The organism is Bradyrhizobium sp. Pa8 (assembly GCF_052588265.1).
In genome coordinates this window covers 6,934,976-6,957,302 of the sequence record NZ_CP176767.1, presented here as the reverse complement: position 1 = coordinate 6,957,302, position 22,327 = coordinate 6,934,976, and the positions used below count along the sequence as shown (strand labels likewise).

Annotated in this window: 18 protein-coding genes; 13 read left to right on the top strand and 5 right to left on the bottom strand. The window is 63.2% G+C overall.

The window, feature by feature from the left end; genetic code table 11:
* Window positions 1-146 precede the first annotated feature (146 nt).
* The 12 genes from ACKWRH_RS33010 (at window position 147) to ACKWRH_RS32955 (ending at window position 14,009) form a co-directional block, all read left to right on the top strand.
* On the top strand, window positions 147-1,334 hold the full coding sequence (locus tag ACKWRH_RS33010) for an ABC transporter substrate-binding protein (RefSeq protein WP_445216919.1): 1,188 nt from the start codon (window positions 147-149) through the stop codon (window positions 1,332-1,334).
* Between the two features lie 21 nt (window positions 1,335-1,355).
* On the top strand, window positions 1,356-2,228 hold the full coding sequence (locus tag ACKWRH_RS33005) for a branched-chain amino acid ABC transporter permease (protein WP_445216918.1): 873 nt from the start codon (window positions 1,356-1,358) through the stop codon (window positions 2,226-2,228).
* Window positions 2,229-2,271: 43 nt separating this feature from the next.
* Window positions 2,272-3,258: a branched-chain amino acid ABC transporter permease gene (locus tag ACKWRH_RS33000; protein WP_445222512.1), complete on the top strand. Its 987-nt coding sequence runs from the start codon at window positions 2,272-2,274 to the stop codon at window positions 3,256-3,258.
* Window positions 3,255-4,025, top strand: coding sequence for an ABC transporter ATP-binding protein (locus ACKWRH_RS32995; RefSeq protein ID WP_445216917.1), 771 nt, complete (start codon window positions 3,255-3,257; stop codon window positions 4,023-4,025). Before ACKWRH_RS33000 ends, ACKWRH_RS32995 begins: the two co-directional genes overlap by 4 nt.
* On the top strand, window positions 4,018-4,758 hold the full coding sequence (locus ACKWRH_RS32990) for a branched-chain amino acid ABC transporter ATP-binding protein (RefSeq protein WP_445216916.1): 741 nt from the start codon (window positions 4,018-4,020) through the stop codon (window positions 4,756-4,758). Before ACKWRH_RS32995 ends, ACKWRH_RS32990 begins: the two co-directional genes overlap by 8 nt.
* A gap of 54 nt (window positions 4,759-4,812) precedes the next feature.
* Window positions 4,813-6,021, top strand: coding sequence for an aspartate transaminase (locus ACKWRH_RS32985; RefSeq protein ID WP_445216915.1), 1,209 nt, complete (start codon window positions 4,813-4,815; stop codon window positions 6,019-6,021).
* 144 nt (window positions 6,022-6,165) lie between these two features.
* Entirely contained in the window at window positions 6,166-7,104 is a 939-nt protein-coding gene (nac, locus tag ACKWRH_RS32980; protein ID WP_445222511.1) for a nitrogen assimilation transcriptional regulator NAC, read from the top strand.
* Between the two features lie 163 nt (window positions 7,105-7,267).
* The gene (locus ACKWRH_RS32975) at window positions 7,268-9,334 is read left to right on the top strand and encodes a hydantoinase/oxoprolinase family protein (protein WP_445216914.1); all 2,067 of its coding nucleotides are present in this window, start codon (window positions 7,268-7,270) and stop codon (window positions 9,332-9,334) included.
* Between the two features lie 13 nt (window positions 9,335-9,347).
* Window positions 9,348-11,030 (top strand): hydantoinase B/oxoprolinase family protein, encoded by a 1,683-nt coding sequence (locus ACKWRH_RS32970; protein ID WP_445216913.1) that lies wholly within the window; start codon window positions 9,348-9,350, stop codon window positions 11,028-11,030.
* A 7-nt stretch (window positions 11,031-11,037) separates the two neighbouring features.
* Window positions 11,038-11,841 carry an SDR family NAD(P)-dependent oxidoreductase gene (locus ACKWRH_RS32965; RefSeq protein WP_445216912.1) on the top strand — a complete coding sequence of 268 codons (804 nt, stop codon included), beginning with the start codon at window positions 11,038-11,040 and terminating at the stop codon, window positions 11,839-11,841.
* Between the two features lie 15 nt (window positions 11,842-11,856).
* Window positions 11,857-12,558: an HpcH/HpaI aldolase family protein gene (locus ACKWRH_RS32960; protein WP_445216911.1), complete on the top strand. Its 702-nt coding sequence runs from the start codon at window positions 11,857-11,859 to the stop codon at window positions 12,556-12,558.
* 302 nt (window positions 12,559-12,860) lie between these two features.
* Window positions 12,861-14,009, top strand: coding sequence for an ABC transporter substrate-binding protein (locus tag ACKWRH_RS32955; RefSeq protein WP_445216910.1), 1,149 nt, complete (start codon window positions 12,861-12,863; stop codon window positions 14,007-14,009).
* A 45-nt stretch (window positions 14,010-14,054) separates the two neighbouring features.
* Here ACKWRH_RS32955 and ACKWRH_RS32950 read toward each other — a convergent pair whose 3' ends face one another.
* From ACKWRH_RS32950 to ACKWRH_RS32930, 5 genes are read right to left on the bottom strand one after another with little or no spacing between them, the layout of a single operon-like run.
* Window positions 14,055-15,284, bottom strand: coding sequence for a Gfo/Idh/MocA family protein (locus ACKWRH_RS32950; protein WP_445216909.1), 1,230 nt, complete (start codon window positions 15,282-15,284; stop codon window positions 14,055-14,057).
* A 33-nt stretch (window positions 15,285-15,317) separates the two neighbouring features.
* Window positions 15,318-16,943, bottom strand: coding sequence for a dipeptide ABC transporter ATP-binding protein (locus tag ACKWRH_RS32945; protein ID WP_445216908.1), 1,626 nt, complete (start codon window positions 16,941-16,943; stop codon window positions 15,318-15,320).
* Between the two features lie 37 nt (window positions 16,944-16,980).
* The gene (gene ggt / locus ACKWRH_RS32940) at window positions 16,981-18,576 is read right to left on the bottom strand and encodes a gamma-glutamyltransferase (protein ID WP_445216907.1); all 1,596 of its coding nucleotides are present in this window, start codon (window positions 18,574-18,576) and stop codon (window positions 16,981-16,983) included.
* Window positions 18,573-19,349, bottom strand: a complete 777-nt coding sequence (nagB, locus tag ACKWRH_RS32935; RefSeq protein WP_445216906.1) for a glucosamine-6-phosphate deaminase — start codon at window positions 19,347-19,349, stop codon at window positions 18,573-18,575. The genes ggt and nagB overlap by 4 nt, the downstream gene beginning before the upstream one ends.
* Entirely contained in the window at window positions 19,346-20,512 is a 1,167-nt protein-coding gene (locus ACKWRH_RS32930) for an ROK family protein (protein ID WP_445216905.1), read from the bottom strand. The genes nagB and ACKWRH_RS32930 overlap by 4 nt, the downstream gene beginning before the upstream one ends.
* 273 nt (window positions 20,513-20,785) lie before the next feature.
* Between ACKWRH_RS32930 and ACKWRH_RS32925 the strand changes: the two genes are divergently transcribed.
* Entirely contained in the window at window positions 20,786-22,297 is a 1,512-nt protein-coding gene (locus ACKWRH_RS32925) for an ABC transporter substrate-binding protein (RefSeq protein ID WP_445216904.1), read from the top strand.
* Window positions 22,298-22,327: the final 30 nt, after the last annotated feature.

Here is a 22,327-nt window from a genome sequence, read left to right as displayed (position 1 = left end):
GGCGGCAGAGGACAGTCGTGCTTCCCCTGTCATCGAACGTAAATCTATTTTTTACCGTCGGCCGCAGCAAAAAATTCCAAGGGCAAGACCACAGAGGTGGCGGCGTTCGCGGGCGCATCATCTTGTAGCAGCAACGGAGCGGGCAAATGACCATCGAGTTGAGCCGACGAGGATTTTGCATCGGAACCGCCATGGTTGGACTACAGACCGCTTCCTCCAGCGCCTTCGCGGCGCGAAGCGAAGATGGGACGGTTAGGCTCGGTCTCGTCGCGCCGATGAGCGGACCGAATGCCCGCTACGGCGCCTTCTCGATGCGCGGTGCCCAGTTGGCGGCGAAGGAGATCAACGGCGCTGGCGGCGTCGGCGGGCGCAAGATCAACATCCTGGCCGGCGACAGCCAAGGTACTCCGGTCGAGGGCGTCTCGGCAACCCGGCGCCTCATCGACCAGGACCAGGTCGACTTCATCATCGGCGACGTCTCGAGCTCGGTGACGCTCGCGATGCAACCGGTCGCGGAGGACGCCGGTGTGCTTCTCCTCAACGCCGCCTCGTCGAATCCGAAGATCACCTACAAGGCGGGCGTCGGCGGGTTCAAATGGACCTATCGTAATTATCCGACCGACGAAAACCGCGCCCTGGTCGTGCTGCAATACGCCGCCGAGAAGAAGGGATTTACCAAATACGCCGTGCTGTCGGTTGACACCGACTACGGGCGTGCGGCCATTGAGTTCACCAAGAAGTACCTGCCGCGCTTCAAGAGTCAGATCTTGACGGAAGACTATTACAAGGAAGGCGAGGTGGATTTCCGCAGCGTCCTGTCCAAGATCCGCGATTCCGGCGCCCAGGCCATCATCATGTATGGCAATGCCGATTCCACACCCATCGTCGGGCGTCAAATGATCGAAACCGGGATTGCCGGCAAGATCCCCCTGATCGGCAACGCCGAGTTCAACACAGCGAGCTCCATCAAGGCGGCGCCGAAGGCGCTCGAGGGAGCAATCGAAGCCGCGGCCTGGCTTCCAGCCTATGAATCCGAGAAGAGCAAGGCCTTCGTCGACAAGTTCACCGCCGAGTATCGCGAAGCCCCCAACAATCACGCCTATGTGCACTGGGAGACGACGCATCTTCTGGCCAAGGCAATCGAGCAGGCCCAGAGCATCGACCGCGAGAAGGTTCGTACCGCGCTCTCCACTATCCACTATGCGAGCGCGGTCGGCGAAGTCACCTTCGACGACCACAATCAGGCGCGCCTGCCGATGATCCTGCTCGAGATCGAGAACGGCAAGCCGGCCATCAAAGGAGCCTATTCGGCCGAGATCGACTATCCCAAGTAAGGCAACGGGACGGCAGACCACATGTTCTACACGATCATCGAGCAGGTTGTTAACGGCATCGTATCCGGATCGGTTTATGCGATCGTTGCCGTCGGCATGACGATGATCTTCGGCGTGCTGCGCGCCATCAATTTCGCCCATGGCGAATATTACATGCTCGGTACCTTCGGGGCCTGGTTCGCGATCGAGTATTTCGATCTGCCGTATCCGGTGGCGGTCGTGATCGGCGTGGTTGCCACCGCGGTGATCGCCGTGGTGGTCGGCAATTTCGTGATGCAGCGGATCGTGGGGGCGCCGGCCGAGGCCGGCGTGCTCGCGACGCTGGGCGTTGCCCTGATCCTGCAGAACACCGTCATCCTGGTCTTTGGCGGCGGCTACAAGTTCTTCTCCGGCGGCTACATCGAGCCGGTGACTCTGTTCGGCTTCACTTTGGCCGAGCAGCGCATCCTGATCATCATCATCGGCCTGATCGTGTTCGTCGGCCTCGAGCTGATGGTCACCTATAGCCGGATGGGCAAGGCGATGCGTGCGGTCTCGCAGAACATCGAGTGCTGCGCGGTGGTCGGCATCGACGTTCGGCATGTCGCGCTGTGGACGTTCATCCTTGGCGCCGGTCTTGCGGGGCTCTCGGGTGTGTTGACCGCGCCCGTGAACGTCAGTGTCTACGGCGGCATGGGGGAGCTCATCACGTTCAAGACGCTGCCGATCATCATCATGGGCGGGCTGGGTAACGTCCGCGGCACATTCGTGGCGGCGATGATCCTCGGCATCGCGGAGAGCCTGGTCGCGACTTATGTCGGACTGCAGTTCCGCGACACCGTGGGCTTTGCGACCCTGATGCTGGTGCTGATGTGGCGTCCGCATGGGCTCTTCTCCGCACAGGCGCGCTTCTGATCGCCATGGATGTGACATGACTGAGATCGTCCGAGAACAGACCATGATACCAGCCGAAAGCCCGGTTGCGGCGACGGGGCGGGATCTCCGTATTCCGTTTGGCCTCGCGCTCATCGCGCTGGCCTGCGTTGCGCCGCTGTTCCTCGGGAATTATCCGCTGCATGCGATCATCATTGCGCTGATCTTCCTGCTGCCGGCACATGGTCTCAATCTGCTGCTCGGCTACACCGGCCTTCTGTCATTGGCGCAGGCGGCGTTCTTCGGCATCGGGGCCTATACTTCGGCGCTGCTGGCGGTCCATGTCGGCACGCCGTTCTATCTGAATTTCCTCGCCGCCGGCCTCGTGACCGGCGCGGTTGCGGCGCCGCTCGGAATTCCTGCTCTGAGGCTGCGTGCGACGTCGTTCGTGATGTGCACGCTCGGTTTCGTCATCATTGGGCAGGCCATCGCCAAGAACTGGATCAGCCTGACGCGCGGAGACATGGGGCTGGCGGCGATTCCAAAGCCTTACTTCGCGCTGGGGCCGGCGTCGTTCACGGTCTCCGGAACCGTCGGCTTCTATTATCTTGTCCTGGTCATCGCGGCCCTGGCGACACTGGCGATCTATCTGATCGTGCGATCGCCGGCCGGCCGCAACATGATCGCCATTCGCGAGAACGAGACGCTCGCTGAATCCGTGGGCATCCCGACCTGGCACTACAAGCTCGTCGTCTTCATGATCAGCGCCGCCTTCGCCGGCTTCGGCGGCAGCCTCTATGCGCATTACCTGACGGTCGTCAGCCCGCTGACCTTCCAGATGTACTACTCGACGACGATGCTGATCATCGTGCTCGGCGGAGGAGCGGGGACGATCTCGGGCGTCATTTTCGGCAGCTTGCTGTTCGTCGGCCTGACGGAAGCCCTGCGTGTGGCGCCGGAGTTGCGCATGATCGCCTATGGCTTCTTCCTGCTCGGGCTCGTGTTCTGGTTCCCGAGCGGATTCGCGCCATTGATCGGCCGGTTCTGGTCATTCCTCGAGAGGCGCAAATGACCGGCCTGCCAATTCTCGATATCTCCGGCCTCTGCAAATCCTACGGCGCGGTGCGCGCGGTCGATGGTGTCGACCTGCATGTCGACCGCGGCGAGATCTGCGGTCTCATCGGCCCGAACGGCTCGGGCAAGTCCACCTTCTTCGATTGCGTGACCGGGCTCGCGAGGCCGAGCGCGGGCGCGGTGAAGCTCGACGGGCAGGACATCACGGGCTGGTCGCTGAACGACATCGCGCGGGAGGGGCGCATGCTGCGCTCGTTCCAGAAGACCGTGGTGTTTTCTGCGCTCGACATCGAGGAGAACCTCGTGATCGCCGGCCAGATGTTCACCTTCCCCGGTATCTTGTCGACCTTCGGGATCGGCGCCGCGGCCCGCAATCGTGTCGCGGCGTTGCGGGAGCGGGCGCGCGAGCTGATCAGGATCGCCGGGCTCTGGGACGTGCGGTTCCAGCCCGCGGGCAAGCTCTCCGGTGGCCAGCAGAAGCTGATCCAGTTCGCCTCGATGCTGATGCCGGAACCAAAGCTCATCCTGCTCGACGAGCCGATGGCCGGCATCAATCCGAAGCTGATCGAGCGTGTGGTCGAGAGCATCCGCCTGGCCAATACCTCCTTCGGCGTCAGCTTCCTGATCATCGAGCATAACATCGACGTGGTCACGAGCCTGTGCAGGCGCGTGGTCGTGCTCGACCAGGGGCGTAAGCTCGCGGAAGGAACACCCGACGAAATCGTCCAGAACCAGGCGGTGCGGGAGGCCTATCTCGGTGGCTGAATCTTCTCTTTCAATTAAACGCCTGCGCGCGGGTTACGGCTCGCTCGACATCCTCAATGGCGTCGATCTCGACGTGCCCCAGGGGCAGTTCGTCGCCCTGATGGGACCGAACGGTGCCGGCAAGTCGACGCTGCTGAAGACACTCTACGGTATGACCACCGTCAAGGGCGGCAGCATCGACTGGCAGGGTAAGGACATCACTGCCTTGAAATCTCGCGCAATCCTGGCCGAAGGCATCTCCTGGGTGCCGCAGGGCCGCTGCAACTTTCCGGTCATGACGGTCGACGAGAACCTTCAGATGGCGGCCTATACGCTGCGCGATAGCAGGGTGAAGGCCGAGCGCGACTATGTCTACGATCTCTTTCCGATCCTGAAGACACGTCGCAACACACTGGCCGGCAACATGTCCGGCGGCGAGCAGCAGTTGCTCGAGGTCGCGATGGCGGTGTTGCAGCGGCCAAAGATCCTGCTGGTCGACGAGCCCTCTGTCGGCCTGTCGCCGACCGCGATCGGAATCGTCTTCGATGAGTTGTTGCGGATCAACGCGGCCGGCCAGACCATTTTGCTTGTCGAGCAGAACACCAAGAAGGCGATGGCGGTGGCACAGCGCGCGGTCATCCTGCGGCTCGGCAAGGTGATCTGGGACGGCCGTCCCGCCGACATCACCCACGACGAGCTCGGCGAACTCTTCCTCACCGGCCGCATGCGCGGCGAGACCGACGTCGAACATTGACAATGGGCGCCTGCTTGACGGCGCGGACCATCGAAAACGCAAAGGACGACCATAGTGACGATTTTCGTGCCGGCCGCGCGCGTCTCGCGCATCAAGATATCCCCCACCACGGCGGCGTCCGCGCGCGTGCGCGAGCTGAAGGCCGCCGGCCGCGACATCGTCGACATGGCGATCGGCGAACCCGACTTCGACACGCCCGATCATGTCAAGACCGCGGCGCATGAGGCGATCGAGCGCGGCGAGACGAAATACACCGCCGTCAATGGCACCGTCGCGCTACGAAACGCGATTATCGCGGACTACAAGCGCCGCCTTGGTCTTGAGTATTCGGACAACGAGATCTGCGTCGGAGGCGGCGCCAAGCAGATCCTGTTTCTCGCGCTGATGGCGAGCGTGGAGGAGGGGGCCGAGGTCATCATTCCTGCGCCGTATTGGGTCTCGTATCCCGACATGGTCATCGCCAATGACGGCAAGCCTGTCATCGTCCGCTGCTCCGAGAACCAGGGGTTCAAGCTGACCGCGGAGGCACTGGAGGCCGCGATCACGCCGCGCACGCGCTGGCTGATCCTCAATGCGCCCTCGAACCCGACCGGCGCGGCCTATTCTCGCGAAGACCTCAAGGCGATCGGCGACGTGCTGCTCCGCCATCCCAATGTCCTCGTGTTGTCGGACGATATCTACGACCAGATCTGGTACCGCGACGAGCCCGCGACGACCCTTGCCGCCGCAGTGCCGGCCCTGAAGGACCGCGTCCTGCTCGCCAATGGCGTGTCCAAGACCTACGCAATGACCGGCTGGCGGATTGGTTATGCCGCAGGTCCTGCGCCGCTGGTCGCCGCCATCAACAAGCTGCAGTCGCAGATGTCATCTTGTCCCTCGTCGATCAGCCAGGCGGCCGCCGCCCATGCGCTGACCAGCGACCAGTCGTTCGTTCGCGATAGCGTCAGGCTCTACAAGGAGCGCCGCGACTATGCCTGCGCGCGGTTGAACGCGATCCCCGGCCTGTCCTGCCTGGTGCCTGATGGCGCCTTCTATCTCTATCCCGGCTGCGCGGGGGTGATCGGCAAGACGACGCCTGATGGTAAGCTCATCGAGAGCGATCTCGATTTCGTGCTCTATCTGCTCGATGATGTCGGCGTAGCCGCGGTGCAGGGCGCGGCCTATGGGCTCTCGCCGTATTTCCGCCTGTCGATTGCGACCTCGATGGGGGCGATCAAGGACGCCTGTGACCGAATTGAGAAGGCCTGCAGGGCGCTGCGCTGAGGGCAATCAAGCAAATCGGCGCGCAGGCGACGAAACCGATTGAAATCAATGGGCTAGATAAAGGATAGTGTCGATCCAGACCGTGTTTTCATGAACGGCCGCGCGGGCGTTGCCCGTTCGGTTCAGGACCAGCGTTCGACACAGATGAGCGTCGATTTCAGGAAGCTGAAGAGCTTCGTCAAGGTGGTCGATGCCGGTAGCGTCTCGCGCGCCGCCGGTCTGCTCCGCACGGCGCAGCCGGCGCTGTCGCAGCAGATCGCAGCCCTCGAAACTCACTTCAAGCACAAGCTGCTGCTGCGCAGCAATCACGGCATCGTCCCGACCGAGGCCGGCCTCATCCTCTACCGCCATGCGCAATTGCTGCTGAAGCAGATCGAGCAGGCGCAGATCGACATCGATCAGTCGACCAAAGCGCTGGCCGGGCGGGTCTCGATCGGGCTTGCGACCTATTCGGCATCGAGCACGTTGTCGCTGCCGATCTTGAAGGAGATGTCGACGCTGCATCCGCAGATCATCGTCCATATCAACGACAGCTTTGGCCATGTGTTGAGCGAGTTGATCATGACCGGCAAGATGGACATGGCCATGATCTACGGCTCCGGCCCGATCAAAGGCGTGAAGCTGCAGCCGTTGTTCCGCGAGGAGTTGTATCTCGTTTCGCCGGCGGGGCCCGCCGCGAAAAAGCCGACCGACGAACCTCTGCCGCTGTCCGCACTGGCCGACGTAAAGCTGTTGCTGCCGAGCCAGGGGCATTTCCTGCGGCGCTTGATCGATGAATCGCTGGCGCGGGCACGGGTGAAGCCGAATGTCGCCTCCGAGATCGAATCCGTCTCCGCGCTCGGTGCGGCCGTGACCGAGGGCCTCGGTTCGACCATCCTGCCGGCCTCGGTTGCAGCGACCGCGTCGAGCTTTGGTGGCGTCGAAGTGCGGCGACTGGTACGTCCCGCGATCGAGGCGACCGTGTCCCTGTGTATCTCGGACCATCTGCCGCTGTCGGAGCCCGCGCTCGCCACGCGCTCGGTGCTTCTGACCGTGGTCGAGAAGCTGATGCGCAGCCACCCGCAGGGCATCAAAGCGGTCTAGGCAACACGGCTCCAGGCCAGAGTCCGGGCAACGCCGTGCGCGGCGGCCGCATCGCGCCGGTTTCGTCAGGCCATAAACAAAACCTATGGCGGCAGACGGGAGTTGTGGTGGTCGGCCGCAACCGCATTTTCTACCTTCGAAGACAATCGCTTCGAGGACAAAGATGGCCAAGCTCGCATTCGATACCGGTGGAACCTTTACCGATTTCGCGCTGCTCGACGACAAGGGCGAATTGCATCTCCACAAGGTGCTGAGCACGCCGGCCAACCCGGCCGAGGCCGTGGTTCGTGGAGTGTCCGAGTTGCTCGAACAATTCGGAGGCGACGTCGATCTCGACGGGCTTCAGGTGCTCGGCGCCACCACCGTGGTCACCAATGCCGTGCTGGAGCGCAAGGGCGTCAAGACCGGCTTCATCTCGACTGCCGGCTTCCAGGACATGCTGCGTATTCGTAACGAAGGCCGTTACGATCTCTACGATCTGAACCTGAAATATCCCGACCCGCTGGTGACGCGTGCCAACAGCTTTGGCGCGGTCGAGCGTATCGCTGCCGATGGCGAGGTCATCACGGCGCTGGATGAGGAGACGGTCCGCGACATCTCCGGCCGGCTGCGCGAGGAGGGCATTAAATCCGTCGCCGTCTGTCTGCTGCACGCCTACAAATATCCTGATCATGAGCAGCGCATCGCCGCACTGCTGCGTGAAGAAGACCCGGATATCTTTGTGTCGCTATCCTCCGAAGTCTGCCCGGAGGTGCGCGAGTTCGACCGGGCCTCGACTACCGTCGTCAACGCCTATACGCGACCGCAGATGTCGGGACACGTCGCGCATCTCGAGCGTGAGTTCGCCGCCAAGGGGATCAGTCGACAGGTGCTGTGGATGACTTCGTCGGGCGGCCTCGTGCCAAGCAGCCGCGCCGCGGAGTTGCCGGTGCGCCTGATTGAGTCGGGTCCGGCCGCAGGCGCTGTTGCTGCCGCCGAATTCGGCCACATCGCCGGCGAGGGCAGCGTGCTGTCCTTCGACATGGGCGGGACCACCGCCAAATTGTGCCTGATCCCGAACGGCGAGCCGACGGTCGGCACCGATCTCGAGGTCGCGCATTATCATCGCTTTCGCAAGGGCTCGGGCTTCCCGCTGAAGATCCAGTCGATCCGCATGATCGAGATCGGCGCCGGCGGCGGTTCGATCGCGGCGAAGAACCCGCTGGGCCTGCTCGATGTCGGGCCACGCTCGGCAGGCGCGATGCCGGGGCCGGCCGCCTATCAGCGCGGCGGAACCGAGCCGACCGTCACTGATGCCGATATCCTGCTCGGCTATATGGGCACCGAATCCTTTGTCGGCGGCTCGTTCAAGGTGTCGAAGGACGCCGCGCTCGCGGCGATGACAAAGCTGGCAGCCTCGCTCGACGTCAGCTTGCCCCGCTGCGCCTTCGGCATCCACGATCTCGTCAATGAATCCATGAGCAAGGCGGCGGCGGTGCACGCGACCGACCTCGGCGTCGATCCGCGCAGCCTGCCGATGGTCGCCTTCGGCGGCGCGGGCCCGGTGCATGCCTACGGCATCGCGCGCAAGCTCGGCATCAAGCGCATCATCTGCCCGACCGGCGCCGGCGTCACCTCGGCGATCGGTCTTTTGATCGCGCCGGTCGCCGTCGATCTGTCCGCGAGCTTTCCGATGCAGGTCGACCATTGGGATTTTGCGGCGATGGATCGCCTGCTCGGCGATCTCGCAGTGCAAGGCGCGGAAGTCGTCCGCGCCGCCGGTGTTGCGCCCGAGACCATCACCAACACCTACACCGTCGACATGCGCCACGTCGGCCAGGGCCACGAGATCACGGTCGCGCTGCCGGATCGCAGCCTGTCGCCGAAGCAGTTCCACCAAGAGCTTCTCGCCAATTTTTACAAGCTCTACCGCGAACTGTTCGGTCGCACTGTCTCGGGTTCATCGGTCGAGGTGATCACCTGGCGCTTGCGCTCCAGCGGACAAAAGGATCAGGTGACCCGCCCGCACACGCGGCATGCTGCCGAGGCCGAGAAAGGTAACCGTTCGGTCTATTTCAGTGAGCGCAATGGCTTCGTCGAAACACCGGTCTACGATCACTACAAGCTGCCGGTCGGCGAAGAGATCGAGGGTCCGGCCATTGTCGAGCAGCGGGAATCCACCGCGGTCGTCGGACCGAGCGGCACGGCTCACGTCGACATCAACGGTAATCTCGTGATCAACATCGCCTGAGGACGACGCACCCATGTCCGTGAACGCCGCCGATTTCAACGATCCCATCAACTTGCAGGTAATGTGGAATCGCCTGATCTTCATCGCCGACCAGGCCGACATCGTGCTCGGCCGCACCGCGTTCTCGCCGATCGTGCGCGAGAACCACGACTACGTGACCGTGCTGCTCGACAGCCGCGGCCGCGCGCTGGCGCAATGCACATGGTCGATCCCGGTATTCATCACCTCGCTGCCGGTTGCCGCACAGAAGTATTTCCTGCCGAAGTTTCCGGCCGGGACCCTGCAAGAAGGCGACGTGCTCGCCACCAACGATCCGGAAATCGGCACCGGGCACCTGCCCGACGTGACGATGATCACGCCGATCTTCAAGAAGGGGAAGGTCGTGGCCTATGCCGGCTCGATCGCGCATCTGCCGGATATCGGTGGTGCTCCCTTGCATTCCGAAGCAAGCGACATCTTCGAGGAGGGCATCCGTTTTCCGATCGTGAAGCTGCACAAGGCCGGAGTTCCCAACCAGGACGTGCTCGACATCATTGCCGCCTCCGTTCGCCTTCCGACCGAGGTGATGGGCGATCTCGAATCAATGGTCGCGGCCAACAATGTCATGGGCCGCGAACTGGTGAAATTCCTCGACGAATATGATCTCGATGGGATCGACGAGCTGGCCGACGCGGTCCACACCCGCTCCGAAGCGCAGACCCGCCGCGCCATCCGGCAATGGCCGAATGGTACCTATAGTGCCGAGGTGCTGCTCGACGGCTACGACACCGATGTGACGCTGCAGGCGGCCGTGATCGTCCGCGACGATTCCATTCACGTCGACTACACCGGAACATCCGAGCAAATTCTTCACTCGATCAACTGCCGGACCAATTATCGCTACGCCCATTCGGTCTACGCGCTGAAATGCCTGCTCGACCCGGACACGCCGAACAATGAAGGTTGCATCACGCCGATCACGGACGAGGCGCCGCTCGGCTCGATTCTCAATCCAGAGGAATGGACGGCGGGAAATTCGCGTAACCTGATCGGGCATGTCATCCCATCGCTGATTTTCAAGGCGTTGGAAGGCGTGGTGCCGGATAAGGTGATGGGCGATAGCGGCGGCGCGCCGATCTGGGCCGCCAACTGCGTGGGACGGCGCGACGACGGCACGCAATACGGCTCGGTGCAGAATTTTCACGGCGGGCAGGGCGCCCGCTCGGAGTTCGACGGTTTGGACACGTTGAGCTTTCCGTCCAACTGCAGGGTCACGGCGATCGAGATGTTCGAGATCGCGGTGCCCGCGCTCACCGAGTGCAAGGAGCTGATTCCGGACTCCGGCGGTGCCGGAAAGAGCCGTGGCGGCCTCGGCCAGCGTGTCGTGCTGCGCAATCTCGGACGCAATCCCATGAACATCTATCTGGCGTCTGAGCGCGTGCGTCATCCCTGCTTCGGTGTCGTCGACGGCAAGTCCGGCAGTGCCGGCAAGGTGTACAAGAACGGGGATCCGCAATTTCCCAAGGGAAAGGTGGTTCTGAAGACGGGTGACCGTCTGGAGGTCGAGACGCCCGGCGGTGGCGGATGGGGACGGACGTCTGAGCGCTCGGCGTCCGCAATCGAGCTCGACCTCGCCGAAGGCTTGATCACGCCTGCGGCGGCGAGACAGATTTACGGCTATCAGCGCTCAAACGTGGCGGCGACCGCCGCCGAATAGGAATGTCATGGGTCTGCTCGATGGAAAGATCGCGCTTGTCACCGGCGCCGGAACGGGAATCGGACGTGAGACCGCGATCCTGCTCGCGCAGGAAGGCGCAACGGTCGTCCTGACCGGGCGTCGGATAGATCCGCTGCGGGACGTCGTCGCTATCATCGAGAAGGCGGGCGGCAAAGCCACCGCTTGTGCGCTCGATGTCGCCTCGCGGGACGCGATCCTGGAGACGGTTGCCTGGGCCAAGCGCAACGTTGGGGCGATCGATACTCTCGTCAACAACGCCGGTAGTGCCAGCAAAGTGCTGAACGCCCGCTTCATCACCGAGGCCGAGTGGAATGCCACAGTGAACGTCAATCTCACGGCGGTGTTCAATCTGACCCAGGCCGTGTTGGAGGACATGATCGCAAAGAAGGAGGGCACGGTGATTACCGTCTCGTCGCTCGCGGTCGTCAATCCGAACCTGCTCGGCGGCGCCGCCTATGGTGCGGCCAAGGCCGGCGTGAAGAACTTCATGGCTTTCCTGCACAACACCTATCGCAACCAGGGTATCCGGGCGACGACGATCCTGCCCGGCGAGACTGACACGCCGATCATGGACAATCGCGCGCGGCCGCCGTTGGACAGCGAACGCGCCGTGATGCTCAATCCGCATGATGTTGCGCGCGCGGTGCTGCTCTGCGCCAGCCTGCAGAAGGGCGCCGTAATCCCCGAACTGCACATCTGTCCGACCTTCCTGCGCGACACTTCCGCCGACATTGAAACCGCGCGTTGGGTCGGCGCGCCCGAAGGCCTTGCCGACAAGCCGAAGAGCTAAAGAAGAGGATCTCCCATGAATGGAGCCAAATTGCGCGAGCGTCTTGCCAAGGGCCATGCAGTCACCATGTTCACGCCGCACCACGCCTCATCGGGCTTGGCGGTCCGTCTGGTCGAGCTTGGTGCGGATGCCATCTTCGTTGATTGCGAGCATGGCACCTGGAGCTTTGAGGATGTGCGGGTCGCGGCTCAGGCCATCCGCGGCGCAGGCGGCGCCGCGATCGTTCGCCCTCACTCCCACGAGCGGCCGGTCCTGATCCGCTATCTCAACGCCGGCGCGGACGGACTGATGGTGCCGATGGTCGATACCGCGGACCAGGCGCGCGCCGTCGTCGACGCGGTGCGCTATGCGTGCCCGGCCGATCACGAGAAGCGTCTTGTCATTGCCATGATCGAGACGCCCAAGGCGATCGACGACATCGACGCGCTGCTCGCGGTCGAGGGGATCGACGTCTTCTTCATTGGACCCGGCGACCTCTCGCAGAACATGGGCTATCCGCCGGCGCCGCCGTTCGGGCAGCCGCGGCCGCAGGCCGTTATGGAACGGGTTGCCCATGCAGTGAAGAAGATCCGTGCGGCTGGCAAGATCGCCGGCACGCTCGTGACGTCGGACGAACTGCCATTCTGGCTTGAGCGCGGCGTCAAATATTTCTACATCCACTCAGATCCGTTCCTGCGTGCCGGTTTGACAGGTATCGGGAAGCTGTTAGGGCGATAGTCCGGCCTCACCAGCCAGTCGATCGGGGCGTCGAACGCGACGCAAGACAGGTCGATCATGGCGCGCGCGACGTGAACTGCCGATTGGGCGGCTTGGGCCGGCGCCTGGCTTGAGGCGCGGGTCCTTGTCCCTAGGCATAGGGACAGACACGGCTCTGCGCTCCGCTTAGGGTCGCTCGCCTGGTTGCTCGTAACCCCGGGACAGGGCTTTGAATATCGGATGATCTCCTCCGGGTCCTTGATGCTGCCCCGCGGGGTCCGATGCAACTGGCCGAAGCACTGGGGCGGACAGGGAGGAGCTGCATGACGATCGGTTTCACGCGAGTTTGTCTTGTTGTGGCCTGCGTACTTTATGGATACGCGGCGCACGCGGAAATTAAAGTGGGAATTGTGATTTCGGCCACCGGCCCGGGAGCTGCGTTGGGGCAACCTCAGCTCAAGACTGTCGCAGCTCTGCCAAAAGAGATCGGCGGAGAGAAGGTGACCTACATCATCTTGGACGACGAGTCTGACTCGACCAAAGGAATCCAGAACGCGCGCCGGCTCGTGATCCAGGACAAGGTCGATGTGCTGGTCGGGTCTTCTCTGACGCCGGTGACCATGCCGATGCTCGACGTCGCGCTGGAGTCGAAGACGCCGTTGCTATCGCTTGCGGCCGCCACCGCCATCGTTCAGCCGCTGGACGACAAACGGTCCTGGGCCTTCAAGGTCGTCCCCAACGATGACCTGATGGCGAGCGCCATTCTCAAATACATTGCGAAATCCGGCGCGAAGACGCTTGGCTTTATCGGTGTTTCGGATGGGTATGGGGAAGGTTACTATAAAGAGGTGAGCCGCCTTGCGCCGACCTTGGGCCTGATGGTGACGACACATGAAGTCTACGCGCGTGCGGACACCAGCGTCACCGGCCAGGCGTTGAAGGTGATGTCGACGAATCCTGACGCCGTCTTCATTGCCTCTGCAGGTACCCCGGCGGTCCTGCCGCAACAGGCGCTCCGTGAGCGCGGATACACTGGAATGATCTTTCAGACACATGGCGTTGCCAGCGAGGAGTTCATCAAGCTCGGAGGCGCGACCGTCGAAGGCGCTATTTTCGCCGGCGAGGCCTTTACCATCGCGGCCGATCTTCCGGCGGGGGACCCGTTCCGTCACGCGACGGAGCAGTTCGTGACCGCCTATGAGGCGGTGAACGGTCAGAAGCCAAATATGTTCGCGGCTCACCTCTGGGATGTCGTCGCGCTGATCGGGAAAGCCGTTCCGAACGCGCTGAAGACGACGAAGCCGGGCACGCCCGAGTTTCGTGCGGCTCTGCGGGACGAACTCGAGCGCGGGGAGAACATCTATCTCAACAACGGGCTGTCGAACATGAGCAAGACCGACCACAACGGCTATGATGAACGCTCAGCCTTTTTGATCAAGGTCGAGGGCGGGAAGTTCCGCTTGGCGAAATAGCAGCGCGCCATCCTCGGGAAGACGCGATGGGCGCGTCCCTCGCCGTCAGCGAGCCACGAGAGGGACATAGTGCTCGAGTTCGGGATCCGGGAAATGGATGGTCCGGCCAAGTTCTGCGGAGCGATAGAGTCCCATAAGCATTTCCATGACGCCGACCCCGTCATCGAAGGTTTCGGCCGGACTCATGCCTCGCCTGAATGCCTCCACCATATGGCGGTTCTCGTCGGTGTAGCCGTAGATGCCGGCTTCGTCCTCGACAACCGGCATCAGACCTTGCTCGGAATTCTGCTTCTCGACGAGGTCCTCGCCCTCTGATCCGCTGATCGCGCGGGAGAGGAAGACCTTGAGGCCAGTTGAGAGCGAGGAGAACTCCATCGAATATTCGGGACCAAGCAATTCAAGCTGGATGCGCAAGCCCGCGCCGACATACGCCCATGAGGTCGTCGCCTCGATCATCAATTGATGCCCGTCGGTATCTTCCATCGCAAGAATCCCGCGCGCGAAATCTTCGACCGGACGTTTCGTGAAATCGACCCCCATTCGGCTCTTGAGGTCGGCAGCGTAGTGGGGGCGCGTCCATTTGAGATTGGCCGTCGTGGCGCTGGCACTGACCAGCCGTAAGGAGTCGCGCTTTGCGCCTGGCGCGGTCAGCATGAAGCGTGCGACCTCGACTGAATGGCACATCATGTCGGAGAGCACGCCCCCTCCTTGCTTGTCGCCTTGCCAGAACCACGGCTCGTGCGGTCCTGAATGCTCCTCGGCGGCACGCGCGAGATAGGGGCGTCCACTTCCGGGTACGGCTCGGCGCCAGATGATGTCCTTGCCGCGCATCACCGCGGTCGAGAAAAGCTGGTTCTCCAGATAACCGTGAAGCAGGCCTGCATCTTCGACGAGCCTGCGCATTTCCCGTGCTTCGGCAAGCGTGCGGGCGAGCGGTTTTTCGCAAGCAACGGCGCGCAGCGGGGCCCGGGCCTTGGTCACGCGGTGGATCTCGCGCATGATGTCGAGACGGCTGTCGTTCGGCGTCAGCAGCCAAAGCGCATCGACCTCGCCGGACATTGCCATCGCTTCGATGCTGTCAAACACATGCGCCGGCCCAAGGCCAAGATTGCGCGCCTTGTCGGCGATGCGCGTCCGCCGCTCGGCAGAACGGCTGTAGACGCCGCCGACGCTGACGTTGCGCACGCCGAGCATCGACTGCAGATGGAACGCGGCAATGAAGCCGCTGCCGACAAGGCCGATGCGCAGCATTGGAAGTTCCGTGAGCTTCTGCATGTCAGAGACCTCCTTCAATGAAAATGCGGTGGTTCAGACCGACGTGGGCGTTCTGCGTTGCCTGCCCGGGATCGCGGCCAGCAGTGCCTGCGTGTAGGGATGCTCCGGCCGTTCCAGCAGATCCGCCGTCGGCCTGATCTCGACGATTTCTCCGAGGCGCATCACTGCGATCCTGTCGCAGACCTGGGCCGCGACGTTGAGATCGTGGGTGATGAACAGCACCGCCAGCCGCAGCCGCGTCTTCAATGTCTCGAGCAAGGTGAGCACCTGCGCCTGGACGGAGACGTCCAGCGCTGACACCGGTTCGTCGGCCACCAGCACCTCTGGGTCGAGCGCCAGCGCGCGCGCAATTCCGATCCGCTGGCGTTGCCCTCCGGAGAATTCATGCGGAAAGCGCCGCGCGGCGCTCGGGTCGAGACCCACGAGCGCCAGCAGTTCCTCGGCGCGCGCGAAGGCCTGTGCCGGCGGGACGCCGTGCGCGATCGGCCCGTCGGCGATAATTCGCCCGACGCGGCGGCGTGGATTGAGCGAGGCGAAGGGATCCTGGAACACCATTTGGACATGCTTGCGGGCGGCCCGCAGGCGGGCACCGCGAGCCTCGGAGAAATCCAGTTCGCCAATACGGACCACGCCCGCATCGGCGTCGGTGAGGCGCATCACCAGCCGACCGATCGTGCTCTTGCCCGAGCCGGACTCTCCAACGAGGCCGAGCGTCTCGCCGCGCCGGATTTCGAAGGTCACACTCTTCACGGCTGCGACCTCGGTCTGGGAGCTGAACCAGTCGCTGCCACGATAGATCTTCGCAAGGCCTGTCGCGGCGCAGGCGATCGGTTCGTCCTCGACCCGGACCCGGACCGGCGGGGTCCCGCCGGGCACCGCGGCGAGCAGCCGACGCGTATAGGGATGCTGCGGGCGTTCGAGCACGTCCTCCACGGACCCCTGTTCGACGACGCGACCCTTCTCCATAACTGCGACGCGGTCCGCGATGTCGGCGACGACGCCGAAATCATGGGTGATGAACAGCACCGCCATGCCGCGCCGCTGCTGAATGTCCCGGATCAATCGAAGGATCTGTGCCTGTGTCGTGACGTCGAGGGCCGTGGTTGGTTCGTCCGCGACCAGGATCGATGGTTCGAGCGCAAGGGCAATTGCGATCATGGCACGCTGACGCTGGCCACCCGACAACTGATGCGGGTAGCTGCGGATGATCCGCTCGAGATCGCGCATGCCGACCTCTTCGAGGAGGGCGCGCAAGTGGGCCTGCCGCTCAGTCGGCGTGAATTGTCCGTGCGCCTCGAACGCTTCCATGATCTGGTCGCCGATCCGGATCACAGGATTAAGCGCTGTCATAGGTTCCTGGAAGATCATCGCGATGCGTCGCCCGCGCAACGTCCGCCATTCTGCCGCGGGGAGGTTCAGCAGATCGCGTCCCTCAAAGTGTATGGCCCCTGCAACCGGGCGAATGGCCCTGGGCAGCAGGCCCATTACAGCAGACGCGCAGACCGATTTACCGGAGCCGGATTCACCGACGACGCAGAGGATTTGTCGCGGATGCAGAGCAAGCGAAACGTCCTCGACGGCAGAGGCACGATCCCCGCCGGCGGGCAGCGCCAGCGTCAGCCGCTCGATCGACAGGATCGCCTCCGTTGTCTCGCTCATGCTGCCCGATCCGACATCACGGTCTTTCTCATCCTGGTCACGCCGCCAGTGCAATGCCGTCCTTGCGATGGTCCGACGCGCCGAGAATGACGCCTCTGGAAAGATCGACGTGCACGGCCTGACAACCTCCGAGCGGTTCGTCCGCCCAGATCACACGATGACCGCGCGCAATCAATTCGTCGGCGACGGAGCTGGGAATCGTGGGTTCGAGGCTTAGCGTGCCATCAAACGCAAAGCTGCGCGGCGCATCCGAGGACTGCTGAATGTCGAGCCCACGATCGAGCACGCCGCTCAGGATCTGCACATGTCCTGCCGCCTGGTATTGTCCACCCATCACGCCAAAGGCCATGATCGGCTTGCCATGCTTCGCCAGCAGACCCGGAATGATGGTGTGAAAGGGACGCTTTCGCGGCGCGATGGCATTGGGATGTCCTTCGGAGAGGGAGAATCCCGAACCTCGGTTCTGCAATAGCACCCCCGCGCGCGGGGCGTAAATGCCGCTGCCGAACGCGAAGAAAAGCGAATTGATGAAAGATACCATGTTGCCGTCGCGGTCGGCGACTGCAACGTAAGCCGTGTCACGATGAACAGGCATGTCAAAATCCGCCGATGCGCTGGCACACTTCCGGTCGATGGAGGAGCGCAATGCCGCGACTGACGCCTCCGAGAGGAGCGAGTCGACATCGAGCGGACGGAACGCCGGATCGGCGACCAGCGCGTCGCGCTGCCGGTAGGCCGCCTTGGTTGCCTCGGCAAGGAGGTGAATGCGATCCGCCTCGCCGAGCGCCGGATTGGCCATGTCGAAGCCGGCAAGGATGCGGGCGATCAGCAGCGCCGCGACGCCCTGTCCGTTAGGTGGACATTGCAGGATTTGATGATCGCGGTAGTCGGCGCTGATCGGCTCAACGTACTCCGATCGGGCACTTGCGAGATCTTCAAGCTGCATCATTCCGCCCAGCGCCTTCAATGTCGCGACGATTTCCTCGGCGACGGCACCTTCGTAAAACGCGGCGCGTCCCTCGCGTGCGATCCGACGCAGCGTCGCGCCGAGTGCGGGATGATTGAGCTTGCTGCCAACGACGGGCGCAGCGCGACCGGGCAGATAGACCGGTACGCCGGTCTGATGTCGTTCGATGCGATCGGCGTAGCGCGCCCAATCCAGCGCGGCGCGGGGCGTGACCAAAAAGCCGGTCTCGGCCGCGCGGATCGCCGGCGCCAGAACCTCGTCCAGACCTTTTGAACCATAGTCGCCGGAGAGGCGGCACCAGGCATCGACCGCACCCGGAACTGTGACTGCATGGGGTGAATCGTCCGGGATCGACGCCAGCCCGCGTTGCCGAAACCAGCCGAGCTCGGCCTTCGCCGGTGCTCGGCCCGAGCCGTTGACGGCGACAGGTTTGCCGGAGGCGGGAGCATAGATCGCAAAACAGTCGCCGCCGATGCCGGTCATATGCGGATCAATGACACCCTGGAGGGCGATCGCGGCAACGGCGGCATCGACTGCATTGCCGCCACTGCGCAGAATCTCGACCGCAGCGAGCGTGACAGCCGGATGAGAGGTCGCGGCCATGCCCCGGTCGCCCACCGCCAGCGAGCGCCCCGGCACCATGAAATCGCGCTGTCCCCAGCTCATGCCCTTCTCCGATTGTTGTTGTGGGGCCGCTTGGCGAGGGCAGCGGCAGCCGGTTCATCGCAAAGGATATCGACGTTGCCGTGCAGGCGGAGTGCCGAGGCAGGACAAGCTGCTGCGATCGGACCCTCGATCGCGGCTGCGACTGCGGCGGCTTTCTCCGGCCCTCTGGCGATAAGGAGGATGCTCCGAGCCTCCAGGATTGTCGCTATTCCCATTGTGATCGCACGTTCGGGAACCGACGCCGGATCGGGAAAATTGATGGCATTCGCGATGCGGGTTGCATCGTCGAGGCTGACCTCGCGGGTACGGGAGGCGAAATCCGAACCTGGCTCATTGAAGCCGATATGGCCGTTGGCGCCGATGCCGAGGAGCAGCAGGTCGATGCCCCCGGCAGCCGCAATCTGCGCCTCATAGCGCGCGGCCTCGGCGGCGACGTCGTCGGCCGTGCCATCGGGGATCTTTGCCCGACCGGCTTCCATATCCACATGCCCGAACAAATGCTGCTGCATGTAGGCATGGAAGCTTCCGGGCGATTGGGGTGCGACGCCCACATATTCATCGAGGTTGAAACTCGACACCGTTCGGAATGAGATGAGGCCGGCGCGGGTCGCGGCGACAAGGCGGGCATAGAGCGGCGCCATTGTCGCTCCGGTCGCAAGACCGAGGGTCGTCGGCCGTCGATCGTGCAGCCGCGCGATGACGAGCGCGGCTGCGCGATCCGCGACGGCGGCGGCATTGCCGACAACTTCGATTCTAGGCGCCTGCTCCTTCATGCCGCGACATCTGTTGCCGTGAAAGGAAGAGCCAGCGGGCCCGCATCCTTGCCGATGCCGAACAGCGAGCGATGCACGAGGTCGATCGCGCTGCCGATCGCGCCGATCAGCGTAGCGCGATTGCCGAGCGCGCTGAGCTCGATACGAACAGGCTCGCGCATGCAGCGTCCCAGATGTTCATCGATCCGGACCTTCAACTCGGGCCGCGCGCCGATGCTGCCGCCCATGATGATGATTTCCGAATCGAGGATGCTGTGCACCGCCAGGATCGCGGTCGTGAGGATCCGGCCGACCTCGTCGATCGTAACTCGTGCCGCCTCCTCGACCGCGAGCCGATCGAAGACATCGCGCACGGTACTGCCGGGCGCGCCGCCGAGCGCGATATAGCGTTCGACAATGCCGGCGCTGCCGATCGCGGTTTCCAGGGTGCCGAACCGAAGGCCACGCGCATCGTAGGGATCGCCCCCAAGCGGCAGGTAGGCTATCTCGCCGGCCGCCCCGCGTGCGCCGCGCACGAGATAGCCGTCCGAAAAGATGCCCATGCCAATGCCGGTACCGACTGCGATGAAGGCGAAACTGCGCGCCTTGCGGCTGTTGCCGCGCCAATGCTCCCCGATTGCGGCGAGATTGACGTCATTTTCGATGGCAACGTCGATTCCGAGCCGTTCGCGCAGCGCGGCCCTCACGTCCAGGCTATCCAATCCAGGGATATTGGGCGCGATGACGATGCTGCCCGACGCTGGGTCGACCATCCCCGGACTTCCCATCACGCCGCCGCGCAAACGTTGCGCCGATACGGACGCACGCTGAAGCAGGGCATCCTTCATGCGATCGATCTGTGCGACCACGGCAGCGCCGCCGTCGCAGGATGTCGGTTCGATGCTCTCGGCGACGATCTCACCGTGCAGATCGGCAAGAGCGACATGCAGTTTCGTGCCGCCAAGGTCGATACCCAGCACGAAGGCGGCGTCTGGCCGGAGCGCATAGGTGACGGCGCTTCTCCCGACACTGCCCTGAATCTGACCGTCCTCTTGGACCCAGCCGTCGCGCTCGAGATCACGCATCACTTCGGAGATGGTCTGCTTGGACAGGCCCGTGCTGCGGGCGATTTCGGCGCGCGATACCGAGCGATCACGCAGCAGGCGCTCAATCACAAGGCGCACGGATTGCTGTCGCGCAACGGGCGATGAGGGGGCGTCTGGCATGGGCCTCAATCCAATTAGTCAATATACCGAACTAATACCTCGCCTGATCTGCCGTCAAGAGGTGTGGTGCGAAGATTTTTCGCTCTGTAGAGCGATGTATTGCAATTTGGTTCCATACGGCAGGATGATTTGTTCGAGACGTTTACAAATAGGTTCAGTCGTGCTTGTCTTGACCTTCAGCAGCAGAGCCTTGGAAGCCTTGGGATAGGCGTGCGACGAAAGGAATTCCGTATGAAGCGGACGGGCACGGCGTTGGCGGCAATTCTGATGATCGCATCGGGCCTTGTCTCGGCGAGTGCCGCGACATTGCGGGTCGGCATCCAGGACGATCCCGATGCGCTCGACCCGGCACTCAGCGGCACCTACTCCGGCCGCTTCGTGTTTGCGGCGCTGTGCGACAAGCTTGTCGATATCTCCCCCGACCTCAAGATCGTGCCGCAGCTGGCAGAGGCATGGGAGTGGTCCGCGGACGGCAAGTCGATCACCTTTATGCTGCGCAAGAACGTTACGTTCCACGATGGCACCGCGTTCGATGCGGCAGCAGTCAAGTTCAATATCGAGCGCATGAAGACGATGCCGGATTCCAAGCGCAAGGCCGAGCTGGCGCCGATCGCGAGCGTCGAAGCGCTTGCCGCGGACAAGGTGAAGTTCAACCTGTCGGAGCCGTTCGTGCCGCTGCTTGCCAATCTCAGCGATCGTGCCGGCATGATGGTCTCGCCCAAGGCCGCCACGGAGAAAGCCGGGGAATTTGCAGCCGCGCCGGTCTGTGCCGGTCCGTATCAATTTGTCGAGCGCAAGTCGCGCGACCTCATTCGCGTCAAGAAATATCCTGGCTACTGGAATGCTGCACGGGTCGGCTATGACGAGGTCGTCTACTACTACGTTCCCGACTCGACCGTGCGGTTGTCGCGTGTCCGGGCGGGCGATCTCGATCTCGCGGAGCGGATCGCGCCGACCGATCTCAAGACCGTACGCGACGATCCCAACCTCGCCCTGCATTCCGGCCAGGGACTTGCCGTCTCGCATCTGATGTTCAATGTCGGCGCGGGCGCGAAGGCCGATACGCCACTCGGCAAGAACACGACGCTGCGTCAGGCCTTTGAGCTGGCGATCGATCGCAACGTCATCAATCGCGTTGCCTTCAACGGCGAGTTCCTGGCGGATAACCAGATGATTCCGCCATCATCTCCGTTCTACGATAGCGTGCGCAAGGCGCCGGCTCGCGATGTTGCCAAGGCAAAGGCAATGATTGCCGCGGCCGGGATGACTCGCGTGCCGGTGGAGATCCAGTACGAGAATACGGCCGGCGACTCCCGGGTCGCACAGATCATACAGTCGATGGCGGGCGAGGCCGGTTTCGACGTCAAGCTGCTGCCCATGGAAACGACCACGGCCATCGAGCGCTATATGAACGGCAATTTCGAAGCCTATATCGGCAACTGGAGTGGCCGCGCCGACCCGGACCCGACGCTGGTCGCCTTTTTCAGTTGCGCGGGCTCCCAGAACGTCAACAAGTACTGCAACAAGGACCTCGATGCGATCCTGAACCAGGCCCGGGGCGAGGCTGACGAAGCCAAGCGCAAGGCACTCTATGCCAAAGCGACGGACATTTACCTGACGGCGCTCTCGTCGATTCCCCTCCATCACCCGAACTGGTTCTTCGCGGCCCGCAAATCGGTCGGCGGCATCGTCATGGTGCCGGACGGTCTGTTGCGTTTGGTCGGTGTCGGGCCTGTGAATTGATGCACAACGCCTCGCGCCCGCCGACGCGCT

Excerpts from the sequence above, each read along its gene's own strand:
- ACKWRH_RS33010 (WP_445216919.1), top strand. The coding sequence starts at position 147 with ATGACCATCGAGTTGAGCCGACGAGGATTTTGCATCGGAACCGCCATG.
- ACKWRH_RS32925 (WP_445216904.1), top strand. The coding sequence starts at position 20,786 with ATGAAGCGGACGGGCACGGCGTTGGCGGCAATTCTGATGATCGCATCG.
- ACKWRH_RS32995 (WP_445216917.1), top strand. The coding sequence starts at position 3,255 with ATGACCGGCCTGCCAATTCTCGATATCTCCGGCCTCTGCAAATCCTAC.
- ACKWRH_RS33000 (WP_445222512.1), top strand. The coding sequence starts at position 2,272 with ATGATACCAGCCGAAAGCCCGGTTGCGGCGACGGGGCGGGATCTCCGT.
- ACKWRH_RS32975 (WP_445216914.1), top strand. The coding sequence starts at position 7,268 with ATGGCCAAGCTCGCATTCGATACCGGTGGAACCTTTACCGATTTCGCG.
- nagB (WP_445216906.1), bottom strand. The coding sequence starts at position 19,349 with ATGAAGGAGCAGGCGCCTAGAATCGAAGTTGTCGGCAATGCCGCCGCC.
- nac (WP_445222511.1), top strand. The coding sequence starts at position 6,166 with ATGAGCGTCGATTTCAGGAAGCTGAAGAGCTTCGTCAAGGTGGTCGAT.
- ACKWRH_RS32960 (WP_445216911.1), top strand. The coding sequence starts at position 11,857 with ATGAATGGAGCCAAATTGCGCGAGCGTCTTGCCAAGGGCCATGCAGTC.
- ACKWRH_RS32945 (WP_445216908.1), bottom strand. The coding sequence starts at position 16,943 with ATGAGCGAGACAACGGAGGCGATCCTGTCGATCGAGCGGCTGACGCTG.
- ACKWRH_RS32965 (WP_445216912.1), top strand. The coding sequence starts at position 11,038 with ATGGGTCTGCTCGATGGAAAGATCGCGCTTGTCACCGGCGCCGGAACG.
- ACKWRH_RS32950 (WP_445216909.1), bottom strand. The coding sequence starts at position 15,284 with ATGCAGAAGCTCACGGAACTTCCAATGCTGCGCATCGGCCTTGTCGGC.
- ACKWRH_RS32955 (WP_445216910.1), top strand. The coding sequence starts at position 12,861 with ATGACGATCGGTTTCACGCGAGTTTGTCTTGTTGTGGCCTGCGTACTT.
- ACKWRH_RS33005 (WP_445216918.1), top strand. The coding sequence starts at position 1,356 with ATGTTCTACACGATCATCGAGCAGGTTGTTAACGGCATCGTATCCGGA.
- ACKWRH_RS32970 (WP_445216913.1), top strand. The coding sequence starts at position 9,348 with ATGTCCGTGAACGCCGCCGATTTCAACGATCCCATCAACTTGCAGGTA.
- ggt (WP_445216907.1), bottom strand. The coding sequence starts at position 18,576 with ATGAGCTGGGGACAGCGCGATTTCATGGTGCCGGGGCGCTCGCTGGCG.